This is a genomic window from Sphaerochaeta sp. UBA5836 (assembly GCF_002432845.1).
Taxonomy (GTDB): domain Bacteria; phylum Spirochaetota; class Spirochaetia; order Sphaerochaetales; family Sphaerochaetaceae; genus Sphaerochaeta.
Window position 1 is genome coordinate 46,173 of record NZ_DJGW01000103.1, and the last position, 11,194, is coordinate 57,366.

Annotated in this window: 12 protein-coding genes; all 12 read right to left on the minus strand. The window is 54.5% G+C overall.

Annotated features, from left to right (window positions below):
* Positions 1 to 2: 2 nt before the first annotated feature.
* The gene (gene hslU / locus B3F49_RS09740; protein ID WP_293910704.1) at positions 3 to 1,382 is read right to left on the minus strand and encodes an ATP-dependent protease ATPase subunit HslU; all 1,380 of its coding nucleotides are present in this window, start codon (positions 1,380 to 1,382) and stop codon (positions 3 to 5) included.
* Between the two features lie 3 nt (positions 1,383 to 1,385).
* Positions 1,386 to 1,922, minus strand: coding sequence for an ATP-dependent protease subunit HslV (hslV, locus tag B3F49_RS09745; protein ID WP_293895419.1), 537 nt, complete (start codon positions 1,920 to 1,922; stop codon positions 1,386 to 1,388).
* Entirely contained in the window at positions 1,915 to 2,808 is an 894-nt protein-coding gene (gene xerA / locus B3F49_RS09750) for a site-specific tyrosine recombinase/integron integrase (protein WP_293910706.1), read from the minus strand. The genes hslV and xerA overlap by 8 nt, the downstream gene beginning before the upstream one ends.
* On the minus strand, positions 2,801 to 3,661 hold the full coding sequence (locus B3F49_RS09755; RefSeq protein ID WP_293910708.1) for a DNA-processing protein DprA: 861 nt from the start codon (positions 3,659 to 3,661) through the stop codon (positions 2,801 to 2,803). Before B3F49_RS09755 ends, xerA begins: the two co-directional genes overlap by 8 nt.
* A gap of 32 nt (positions 3,662 to 3,693) precedes the next feature.
* Positions 3,694 to 4,437, minus strand: a complete 744-nt coding sequence (locus B3F49_RS09760) for a TSUP family transporter (RefSeq protein ID WP_293895410.1) — start codon at positions 4,435 to 4,437, stop codon at positions 3,694 to 3,696.
* Complete coding sequence (locus B3F49_RS09765; protein ID WP_293910710.1) at positions 4,434 to 5,333, minus strand: tyrosine-type recombinase/integrase; 900 nt, start codon at positions 5,331 to 5,333, stop codon at positions 4,434 to 4,436. Before B3F49_RS09765 ends, B3F49_RS09760 begins: the two co-directional genes overlap by 4 nt.
* Before the next feature lie 2 nt (positions 5,334 to 5,335).
* Positions 5,336 to 6,577, minus strand: coding sequence for a cell division protein FtsZ (gene ftsZ / locus B3F49_RS09770; protein ID WP_293895405.1), 1,242 nt, complete (start codon positions 6,575 to 6,577; stop codon positions 5,336 to 5,338).
* 28 nt (positions 6,578 to 6,605) lie between these two features.
* The gene (gene ftsA / locus B3F49_RS09775; RefSeq protein WP_293895402.1) at positions 6,606 to 7,853 is read right to left on the minus strand and encodes a cell division protein FtsA; all 1,248 of its coding nucleotides are present in this window, start codon (positions 7,851 to 7,853) and stop codon (positions 6,606 to 6,608) included.
* Between the two features lie 25 nt (positions 7,854 to 7,878).
* Complete coding sequence (locus B3F49_RS09780; RefSeq protein WP_293895399.1) at positions 7,879 to 8,637, minus strand: cell division protein FtsQ/DivIB; 759 nt, start codon at positions 8,635 to 8,637, stop codon at positions 7,879 to 7,881.
* Positions 8,634 to 9,869, minus strand: a complete 1,236-nt coding sequence (locus tag B3F49_RS09785) for an FtsW/RodA/SpoVE family cell cycle protein (protein WP_293895396.1) — start codon at positions 9,867 to 9,869, stop codon at positions 8,634 to 8,636. The genes B3F49_RS09780 and B3F49_RS09785 overlap by 4 nt, the downstream gene beginning before the upstream one ends.
* Positions 9,870 to 9,873: 4 nt before the next feature.
* A complete protein-coding gene (locus tag B3F49_RS09790; RefSeq protein WP_293910712.1) occupies positions 9,874 to 10,809 on the minus strand; it encodes a phospho-N-acetylmuramoyl-pentapeptide-transferase in 936 nt (311 codons plus the stop codon).
* Positions 10,799 to 11,194 (minus strand): glutamate ligase domain-containing protein (locus B3F49_RS09795; protein ID WP_414712531.1); only part of this gene is annotated, 396 nt, incomplete at its 5' end. The genes B3F49_RS09790 and B3F49_RS09795, both read right to left, overlap by 11 nt.

An 11,194-nucleotide genomic window follows, 5' to 3' on the forward strand; every position in this document is an offset into this window, starting at 1 on the left:
TCCTAGAGGATGAACTTCGACAAATCCTGATTCTGGATTACATCACCAAGACGTTCATCCACGTAATCCTTGGTAATGGGAATGGTCTGACCGCTGAGTTCATCGGCACTGAAGCTCAGGTCCTCAAGCAATTTCTCCATGATGGTGAACAACCTTCGAGCACCAATATTATCATGATTGGAGTTCACCTCATAGGCGATTTCACTGATTCTTCTGATGGCATCGTCCTCGAAAACTATCTGGACCCCCTCGGTCTTGAGCAATTCACGATACTGCATGGTAATGGCATTGGCTGGTTCAGTCAGGATCCGGTAGAAGTCCTCCGCCTTCAGGTCATCCAGTTCGACACGCAACGGGAAGCGGCCCTGAAGCTCGGGAATCAAGTCGCTGGGCTTTGAAACATGGAAGGCTCCGCTTGCGATGAACAGGATATGGGTTGTATCAACAACCCCCCACTTCGTGGAGACACTGGTTCCTTCAATGATGGGAAGAATGTCTCGCTGCACTCCTTCACGGGAGACGTCGATGCCGCCTCCCGAGCCGCCGCTCTTGGCGACCTTGTCGATCTCATCGATGAAGACAATACCCATCTGCTCGACCCGTTCCTTCGCCTCGTCGATGGCGCGGTCGGTATCGACTGCCTTTTCCGTCTCTTCTTCGGTGAAAATCTCGCGTGCGCGCTTTACCGTCAGCTTGCGGTTGTGACCTTTGCCGTTTCCGAAAATGGAACCGATGCTCTGCATCGCATCCTGCAGCTCCTCCATATTGGGTTGTCCAAGCACCTCGATGCCGACGCGCTTGCGGCTCTGTACGTTTATCTCGACCTCGCGCTCATCAAACTTGCCGTCGCGCAGCATCTGCCGAAATCGCTCACGGGTCGTCTTCTGGCTGTCGGTATAACTGCTGCCTACCGGGATGATGTCCACCGAAGGGTCTTCCTTCACCTGTGGAAGGAGAATGTCCAACAATCGCTCCTCCACCCTGAGGGCAACCTTTTCCTGCTCCCGTTCGGCGAGCTCGGCCTTGACCTGCTGCACGGCGATGCTCATCAAATCGCGGATGATGGATTCGACATCCCGTCCGACATACCCTACTTCCGTGTACTTGGTCGCTTCAACCTTTATGAAAGGGGCGTTGGACAGCTTTGCAATACGGCGGGCGATCTCCGTCTTTCCCACCCCGGTGGGACCGATCATAATGATATTCTTTGGAGAAACCTCGTCGCGGATCTCCAGCGGCAGACGCTTGCGGCGGGTGCGGTTGCGAATGGCGACTGCAATCGTCCGCTTTGCCTGCTTCTGTCCGATTATGTACTTATCGAGCTCTTTCACTATTTCGGAAGGCTTGAGTTCATCAAGCTTCCTGCTTGCTGTATATGCCATCGTTTATAATACCTCTACATGAATGCAATCGTCGGTGTAGATGCACAGCTTCGCTGCTATCTCCACACTCTTGCGGGCAATCTGCTCCGCGCTCATCGTCGGGCCGGCCTCCAGGTACGCAAGGGCTGCACTGAGTGCATAGTTGCCCCCGCTGCCGATACCGATGGCATCCCGCTCGGGATCCACCACATCGCCTGCCCCGTTTATCAAGAAAATCTTCTTGCCGTCGCTTACCAGCATCATGGCCTCAAGCTGGCGCAGCTGCTTGTCGACCCTCCACTGTTTGGCAAGCTCGACGGCAGAACGGGTCAAATCACCGTTGAACTGCTTCAATTTCGCTTCAAACAACTCAAAGAGCGTGAAGGCGTCGGCGGTTGTACCGGCAAAGCCGGTGATGACCTTGCCGTCATACAACGTACGGACCTTGTGTGCATTCGCCTTGAGAATGGTATCCCCGGCGGTTACCTGCCCATCACCTGCTATAGCTACATGCCCGTCCTTGCGGACTGCTACAATCGTGGTTCCTTTAAAACTACTCATCCTGTTTCCTTCCATGAGGATGGCTGTACTCATAGACGCGGGCCAACCTCTCTTGTGATACATGGGTGTAAATCTGTGTTGTCGAGATGCTTTGATGACCAAGCAGCTCCTGTACTAGACGGATATCAGCCCCATTGTCGAGAAGATGGGTTGCATAGGTGTGCCTCAATACATGAGGTGTGAACGGTTTTTGCCACCCAAGTCTCTTTCTATACACAGCAAACATACTACCAACCGTGCTCATCGGCAACTGTTTTCCTTTGTTCGAGCAGAGCAGATGCGGGCAGGAGAATCGTTCCCGTTTCAAGTGGAGGTAGTAGGTCATCAGGTTCTTGCAGCGTTCGGTAAAGAAGACATACCGCTCTTTCCTGCCTTTTCCCAAAACGCGAATCCGGCGCTGCTCCCATTCGACGTCCTGCTCCTGGATGGAAAGCAATTCGCTGATGCGGCATCCGGTATCGTAGAGCAGGGTGAACACCACCATGGCACGGGTCGAAGGAAAATCAGCGTACGGAAGACCAAGCAAGGCCGCTGTTTCTTGAACCGTAAGGACCGAAGGCAGCCTGTCCTGGCGGCGGTGCACCGCTATCAGGGAGAAGGGATTGGAGGATATTGCCTCATGCTTGAGCAATGAGGAGTAGAAGCTGCGTGCACAGCTGATCTTGCGGTTGATGCTCGCCTGGGAGTAGTGCTTCTCCTTGACCAAGTAACGCACATACATGCGTGCATCCTCGCGCGTGAGCTGAAGCAGGGATACGCCCAACGTTGAAACATAGGCTTGCAACTGCAACAGGTCCCGCTCATAGGCGAGCAGGGTATGTTCGCTGAGACTTCTCAGACTCTTCTGCGTCTGGAGAAATGTTGGTATCAAAGAGTCTTCACGCATGTCCCAGACTATAGCACGAGGGCCCGAAACGGTACAATGAGCCGGCTTGGATCCGCACTGTTGCAGGCCAATTTTGCCTGATGGCTACATCAGCATATCCATCAATGGTCTCGGCTCCCATGTCAACGAGCGAACGGGAGCCTGCATTCACTTCGCCACATCGTGTTCCCGTGCTGTGCACATAGACATCCTTTCCAAGATCGAGGGCGCAGGTTGCACAATGCATCGCCCCTGATTTGGATGGAGCCTGCATCACTACGCAAGCTTCTGCAAGGGCGGCTGAGAGGACATTGCGACTGAGGCATCGAAACGACAAGGCCTGCTCATCAGGCTCATAGGCTGAGATGGCACAGAAACTTCGCAGCAGTGCATTGTTTGTGATGCGTTTGGCGGCAAGCCCGCAATCGCACAGTACAACCGCCGCCCTGTTGCTGTCCTTCAGTGCATAGAGGCAGTTGCGGTCGATACCCCGGCTGTTGCTGGTTACCAGTGTCACTTCATTCGCTCCCGCCTCCAGGGCAAACTCATAGGAACTCTGGCTCGCAAGCGCATCGGGATACCGGGTCCCGCATACCATCAGCATGCGTTCTGCCTGATTGGGCAGGCCATTGGTGTACATGAGTCGAAACGGGGGATTCTCAAGGAGGTAGAACTGTTTTGGATAGCATTCCATTCCATAAAAGACAACCCGGGCGCTGCCTTGGGCAAGGAATGCAAGCATTCGCTCTGTTTTTTCGGTATTCGCACCCAGATGAATCAAGTCGTCCCGAGAGGGAGTGCTGGAGGCCAGGCTGAGTTTCTCCTGTGCCCCGAGGGAGAGCTGACTGATGGAAAGAAGGGTTGAGAGTTTCATGCCCCCAAAGGACTGGAGGGTGGATGATTGCTTCAGAACAGCGAAACGGCGACTTTCACCAACAAGAGGGCAAGAACGAAAAGCATAACCGGTTTCACCACATGCACCCCGACTTTCAAGGCGAGCCGGCTGCCCAGGAAACCCCCGATGACGGCGCTGATCGCACAAGGCACGGCGATGGAGAAATCAATCACCCCGTGATACAGGAACATGGCAAGGGCTGCAACATTTGAGGAAAGATTGACGATTCGAGCAGTTCCGCAGGCTTTCAGAAGATCCATTCCCAGGACTGAAGTGAAAATCAGGGTAAGGAACATGCCGGTACCCGGCCCGAAGAAGCCGTCGTAGGCACCGACCACCAAGCCGGTCATCGAGCCCAGAACGTAGAGAAGCACGCGGCTTTTTTCCTTTGCTTGTCCGAAATCGGGTTTGAACAGCATAAAAAGCGCGATGGCGGGAACCAGGATGACCAGAAGGTAGTTCAGATATGTATCGGCATACAGGTTTGCAAGGAAAGACCCGATCGCTGAACCGATGAAGCTCGTCACGGTTGCAACCAGGCCTATGGACAAGGAGACCTGCGACCGTCGAAGGTACTGGATGGATGCAACCAAGGTACCGCTTGCCGAGGAGAACTTGTTGTTTCCCAACGCTGTCTGGGGGGGAAGGCCGAGTGCAACATAGGCGGTGAGGGTGATCAAGCCTCCCCCTCCAGCTATGGCATCGACAAACGAACCAAAGGCGATGATGGGACACAATATGAACAGTACACTCATCTCTGGTTCCCATCCTCGACATCGGTATGAAACTGCTCGTATGCTTTTTGCAGCTGCCTGGTATCGACATGGGTGTACATCTGGGTGGTCTGTATATCGCTGTGGCCGAGAAGCTCCTGCACGCTCCTCAGATCGGCACCGCCTTCGAGGAGATGGGTGGCAAAGCTATGACGAAGGGTATGCACCTTTGCATCGAGTCCGATTGCATCGCAGTAAGCGATGAATCGTTTGTATACGGCTTGTCTGGTCAACTTCCGGCCCCGCCTTCCCACAAACAACGCCTTGGTCGAACCACGCATTCCTACAAGGTGCTCCCGTACGTTCTTCAGATATGCATCAACCCAGCTGCGGGCGACCTCTCCGACGGGGATGATGCGGATCTTATGCCGCTTTCCTATAACCCGGATGCTGGTCCTTTGGTAATCGGAGACTTCCAAGTCGCATGCCTCACTGATCCGCAGTCCGCAGGAGTAGATGAGCTCGAACAGCGTTCGATCGCGAAATCCAAGAGCGTCGGCAGTGTCGATGCTGTCAAGCAGGGCATCCACCTGGGCGATGCTCGCCACCTGGGGAAGGTTCTGCTGCTGCCGTCCCCGCTTGATCATCAACACCGGGTTGTCTTCCCTGATCTTGCTCAACTGCAGAAACGAAAAAAATGATCGCAATGCCGATACCATCTTGGCAACGCTTCGCTCGCTCAAACGGCGAAGTTGCACCTGCTCTACAAGATAGGACTCAATGTGACTTGCGCCCACCTTCTCATAATCGACTCCAGAAGCCAAAAAAAGCGTGACCTCATGGGTATATACAGACTGCGTCGCCTCCGAAAGGCGACGCTGCATGGCCAGATAATCTGTATAATCGTCGATCAAAAGCAAGTCGGATGCATTGCTCATGATCAATTGTCATCCGCTTTATTGCGTGAGTAGCGAAGAACGGCGGGGATGGTGTAATCATTTGCATTGGTGTTTGGTCCCTTGCCTAGCTGTTTCTGCAAATCCTGCCACCGGTTCACCTGAATGGAGGCGACTTCGCTCTGCTCCTCACTCTTCTTTGCAGGCTGGGATGATTCCTCGCTCTTGCCATCCTCCCGCTTTGCGGTAGCATATCGTCGTTTTACCATGTCGATGTCTGCAAGCTCTGCACCCACGACATCCTCCTTCCTCTCGAACCCGGTTGCAACCACAGTCACCTTGATGCGGTCCCCGAGCTCAGGGTTGAAGGCTTGACCGGCGATGATCAAAGCATCATCGGCACACCGTTCGGTAACCAGTTCCACCACATCCTGATACTCCTGCAAGGTGAGGGAGTCACTGCCTGCAAGGTTGACCAATACGCTTTTGGCCCCCTCGATGCTGGCATTTTCCAGAAGCGGATTGCTGATGGCCTGCCTGGCGGCATCCACAGCACGGTTCGCCCCCTCGCCGAAGCCGATTCCCATCAAGGCATCACCCTTGCCTTTCATGACGGTACGTACGTCTGCAAAGTCGATGTTGATCTCTCCGGGTTCCGTAATGAGTTCACTGATGCCCTGAACACCCATATACAGCACTTCGTCGGCCATGAGGAAGGCCTGCTTGATCGGTGTATTGTTCTCCACCACCTTCAGCAAGTACTGGTTGGGAATGATAATCAGGGTGTCGACCTGCTTGCGCAGCTTCTCGATTCCCGCCTGGGCGAGCATCAGCTTCTTCTTGCCTTCAAATGCGAAGGGTGTGGTGACCACAGCCACGGTCAGGGCGTTGCAGCTCTTGGCGATTTCAGCAACAATCGGGGCTGCACCGGTGCCGGTTCCCCCTCCCATGCCGGCGGTGATGAACACCATGTCGGCATTCTCGATCTCGCGTCGAATGTCCTCTTTGCTCTCCTGGGCAGCCTTCTCCCCCACCTCGGGCACGCCTCCTGCACCCAAGCCACCGGTCAGTTCCTTGCCGATAGGAATCCTGATCTGGGCGTTGGAACGCTGAAGGGCCTGCATATCGGTATTCATGGTAACAAAATGTACCTTTTTCAAGCCGCTGGCGATCATACGGTTGACTGCATTGCCGCCAGCCCCCCCCACGCCGACTACCTTGATGATCGTAGAGGTAGCCTGTTCATCCTGGACCATATCCTCTACTTCAAACATTCCAAAATCCATAGCGTATTCCTTTGCCTTTCGGCTTCACTTAAAACAAAGTCCTGAAAAATCCACGGAGCTTGGAGGCGGCCCCACCCTCTTTTCGGTGCACCCGTTCCTTGCGCGAGCGGGTGGATGTTCCCGTCTCACGCACCTTCCGGGCCTCGCTTTTGAGCAACCCCAGAACCGTTGTGTACTGCGGGCTTATATAGCTTCGGTCCAATCCCCCGATGGCCTCGGGAAACCCAAGGCGGGCGGGAAGACGGAAAATCTCACTGGCAAGTTCGGTAACCCCGCTGAGCAGGGACCCGCCGCCGACAAGCACCACCCCTCCACCGAACGAGCCCTGGATTTGGGCTTTCTCCAAGTCGCTTTGCAAGCGGGAGAAAATCTCAGCCATGCGGGGCTCGATCACCTTGCTCAGTTCCTTCTTCGGCATCTTGATGGCGGGAAGACCGCCTACCTGAGGAATAAGAATCATTTCATCGCTGGAAACCGAAGGAACGTAACTGTGGCCGCTTTCACACTTGATCTGTTCAGCTGCAGCTCTCGTCTTGTTCAAAATATAGGCAATGTCGTTGGTTACCGCCTCGCCGCCGAGGTTGACGCCTCCGGTATACACCGGAGCCCCGTTGGTATAGGCGATCATATTGGTGATGCCGCTTCCAATGTTGATGAGGATCGTCCCCATCTCTTTCTCTTCACTGCTGAGCACGACTTCCGAGTCGGCAAGGCTCTGAAGCACCAAGCGCTGCACGGATAGGCCGGAACGCTGGATGCACTTTCGTTCGTTCTGGCAGATGGAGGATGCAGCGGTGACAATGAGCACCCGGCTCTCCAGCCGGTGGCCGAGCATATCGATCGGGTCCTTGATGCCCATCTGTCCATCGATCTGAAAATCCTGGACCAGGGTATGGAGAATTTCCCGATCCTGGGGAAGCTCGAAAGCCCGGGCCACTTCAAGACTTCTGAAGATATCTTCCCGCTTGATCTCCTGATCCTTGCTGTTGATGCCGACCACTCCGGTGCTGGGGATCCCGACGACATTTTCACCACCGATACCGATGATCACCTCGTTCATTTCAGCCCCGGCTTGCAACTCGGCCTCGTTGATTACGGTTTGGATGGTCTTCAAAGTCTGTTCAATATTGACGATTGAACCGGCACGAACCCCTTCGCTCGGATGTTCGCAGATGCTGTCGACCATCAGTTGGCCGTCCCGGCTCACCGAGCCGATTACGCATCTGGTCCGGCTCGAGCCGATATCCAATCCCATCAACATCTTTTCACCAGCCATTACAGCAACCCCCTTCTGGTCGGTCTCACCACCTGCGTACCAAACCTTCACGATAGAGGTCGTAACGCCTGGCTTCCGAGCTGAGGAAAGAGAGGGAATCTTTTTGGTCCTGCAGGACCAACGAGACAGCCGCATGTATTTGCGGTGCCCCTACAGGCTCCCTCACCCAAATTTGGGCATTCAGGGACGAGAGTTCAAGAACCATCTTTCCAAAGCTGTTACTACTATTATTATCGTATTTTATCTTAGTTATCAAGGTGGTTTTTCCCTCAAGCGAGGTTGCCAGCTGCATGACGTGGAGAAACGAGTCGTCAACCGAGTACGTTGCCATCATGTGTGCATAGGAAGCGGGCACCTCGATGGTGACGACGACTTTCTGCCAAGCGGATACATCATCAGGATGCAGCTTCCTCAAATGATGATCCTCAACCAAATAGGCCTGCCCTCCATCCTCCTCCCTGATTACCGCCGACGCATCAAAAAGATGCAGAGTAGCCTGCAAGGTCGAGGGCGGTTTTCGCCGGAGGTCCGCTTTTTGTATTCCGGTAATGTCCGTAAGCGCTCTTTTTTGTTTCATCATGTTGATGGAGAACAGCGAAACACCCACCAATGAAGCCAACTGCTGCTTCGCCTCTACGGGAACTTCCCCGCTGCCTCCCTCTACCGTAATCTGGACCGTACGAAGGTTGAAGGCGGGTATCGATTGGAGAAGCAACAGGCCCAGGATGATGGCAAATACAAGGATGAGCAAGGTCAGTTTCACCTTGATCGCCACCGGTTTCATGACAGGCTCCCCGCATCAGGAAAAAGGATGGACTTTCGCTCTTCACGTTTCAGCGAGCTCTTCTGCAGCGGGATTTTTCCGCTGCTGATCAACATGATCCGATAGAGCAAGGCACTGCTGGAGAGAACCACGAAAAGGTTGGAGCCCCCTTGGCTGAAGAAAGGCATGGGGATTCCGGTCGGCGGCAGCAGGGCTGTCACAACCGCCAGGTTGAGGATGGCCTGGAAGAGGATCATACTGGTAAGGCCATAAGCCATGATGCTTGAAAACCGGTCCCGGCTTTCCATCCGGCTTGCAGCGTTGTATCCCAAGATGGCTATCATGGCAAAGAGAACAAGAATGAAAGAGCTGCCGACAAAACCGATTTCTTCACAGATGGATGCGAAAATAAAGTCGCTCTGCACTTCAGGAAGCAGGCCGAGCTTGTATTGTCCGTTGCCCAACCCCACCCCGAACAGCCCCCCCGCCCTGATGGCTTTCAGACTGTTCGATACCTGATAATTCATGCCGGCAGGGTCGAGGGCGGGAAACAGGAAGGAGAAAACCCGTTTCACCCGATAACTCTGACTGAACATGGCGATCAAGGCGGGGGCTGCGAGGAAGGCGAGCAAAACAAGCAGATGACCAAGTTTGAAACCGCTGGCAAGCAGGAGTGCAAAACTGAGGGCAAGAAAAAGCAAGGCCGAAGAGTAGTCCCGTTGGGCGAAAATCAAGGCGGTGATGACCAAGCTCACAATAATCGGGGCTCCGAAACGACGGACGGGGGACTCCGCGCTGCGGTCCTTTTGGTAGTAGGTGGCATAAAAAAGGATGATGGCGATTTTGGCAAACTCCGAGGGTTGCAGAGAGGGCAGAGACCCGATCTGCAACCACCTCCGCGATCCCAGCCTCTCCTGCCCGAAGGGTGTGAAAAGCGTCATAAGAAGCAGCAGGATCGAGACAGCCAGGACCGGATAGCTCAATGCCTTGAGAAATGAGAGGGGGATGAAGCGGATGACAAGGGAGGCAACCAAGGCAAGCAATACGAACATCAACTGGCGGGTAAAGAAATAGTAGTGGGGAAGATCGTGGATCAGGGCTTCGTTGTACGAGGCACTGTAGAGCATGACCAGCCCCAAGGTGGTGATGAGCACGATGATGCAGAGGAAGGTGAAAGCGCTCAAGCTTCCTCCCATCACATCCATCGCTTGTTCATGGTTCTGCCAATCATCAAATTCGCGTCGTATATCCATCACATCACCTGCTTATCAAGAGCGAGAGCAGGGCGAAGGCCCAGGAGACGAGGATGAAGGAGGAGACAATACGTCCCTCGGCCACTCCTTTTTGCTCATATGCATGATGCAAGGGGGCAATGGTGAACACCTTGCGCCCAAACCGTCTGATGGAGATGATTTGAATCAGGCTGGTGGCCAGTTCAACCAAGAAAAGCCCGCCGGCAAGAAACATCACCACCTCATAGCCCATCAAAAGGGCCGAAACGGCAATATAGCCGCCCAAGGCATGACTGCCGCAGTCGCCCATGAAATACTTGGCGGGTTTCTTGTTGAAAACAAGGAAGGCAAGCAACGACCCCGACAATGCCGGGGAAGCGGAGATCCCGCTTCGATGGGCAAGCAGGAGCAACAGAGCCAGAAGCGGCATGGCAGATCCTGCCGCAAGGGCATCAAGACCGTCGGTGATGTTCACTGCGTTGACAAAGTACAACAGGTACATGCAGGCAAAACCATAGTACCACACGCCCAGCTCCAGGCCGAACGGACCGATGTCCAGGTAGGTGTCAAGCAAATTTCTGTTGTAAAGCAGCAGCAGCATCACCATTGCCGCCGCACATTGCAGGGCGAGCTTGAGAAGACTTGAAAGGCCGTCCCCGTTGCTGGAACGACTTTTCATCCGATCATCGATGAATCCGATGAGGGCGAAAAGCAATAAGGCAAGCAAGGGATGGACAACCCCGCTCTCAAGCAGCGCAGGATCAAGGAACGAGGCAAGCAGCGTTCCCATGCAGAAGGCGATTCCCCCGATCACCGGGGTGCCTTGCTTCCCTGCCTGGGTTCCCAGCAACTCCGGCTTGATCGCAACCTTGCTCTGTCCGATTACAGACAACAGGACCTTCGATAGTACGAAGGTCGCAAGAAAGGAGGAGAGCAGGAGCATGGGGTATCTAGATGGCATATCCAAGCGACCTCCTTTGCAGCGAGGGTATCAGCCGCTCCATGGCAACCGACCGGGAGGCCTTGAGCAAGAACAAGTCTCCCCTGCGCCTGTGCTTCTGCACCATGCTTTCAAGCTCCTCAAAATCCCGGGTATAGCTCACTTCGCCCCGGTATCCAAGCTCTCTCAACTCCTGGGAGGCTTCCTCCATTTCTGCACCATACAAATAGGTTTGGTCGAAGGACGAGGAGGCAACCGTTCGGGCAACCATGCGATGGGCTTGCTTGGAGAGCGCACCCAACTCCTTCATAGGCCCGAGCACCACCTTCTTCGAGCCCTGCCAGCTGAGACCGGACAGGTAGGTGAGAATGCTGTTGGCCGAATCGAGGCTTGCGTTGTAGCTGTC

Coding starts and splice junctions, on each gene's coding strand:
- ftsZ (WP_293895405.1), bottom strand. CDS start 6,577: ATGGATTTTGGAATGTTTGAAGTAGAGGATATGGTCCAGGATGAACAG.
- B3F49_RS09765 (WP_293910710.1), bottom strand. CDS start 5,333: ATGAGCAATGCATCCGACTTGCTTTTGATCGACGATTATACAGATTAT.
- B3F49_RS09755 (WP_293910708.1), bottom strand. CDS start 3,661: ATGAAACTCTCAACCCTTCTTTCCATCAGTCAGCTCTCCCTCGGGGCA.
- B3F49_RS09760 (WP_293895410.1), bottom strand. CDS start 4,437: ATGAGTGTACTGTTCATATTGTGTCCCATCATCGCCTTTGGTTCGTTT.
- B3F49_RS09790 (WP_293910712.1), bottom strand. CDS start 10,809: ATGCCATCTAGATACCCCATGCTCCTGCTCTCCTCCTTTCTTGCGACC.
- ftsA (WP_293895402.1), bottom strand. CDS start 7,853: ATGGCTGGTGAAAAGATGTTGATGGGATTGGATATCGGCTCGAGCCGG.
- xerA (WP_293910706.1), bottom strand. CDS start 2,808: ATGCGTGAAGACTCTTTGATACCAACATTTCTCCAGACGCAGAAGAGT.
- B3F49_RS09785 (WP_293895396.1), bottom strand. CDS start 9,869: ATGGATATACGACGCGAATTTGATGATTGGCAGAACCATGAACAAGCG.
- B3F49_RS09780 (WP_293895399.1), bottom strand. CDS start 8,637: ATGAAACCGGTGGCGATCAAGGTGAAACTGACCTTGCTCATCCTTGTA.
- hslV (WP_293895419.1), bottom strand. CDS start 1,922: ATGAGTAGTTTTAAAGGAACCACGATTGTAGCAGTCCGCAAGGACGGG.
- hslU (WP_293910704.1), bottom strand. CDS start 1,382: ATGGCATATACAGCAAGCAGGAAGCTTGATGAACTCAAGCCTTCCGAA.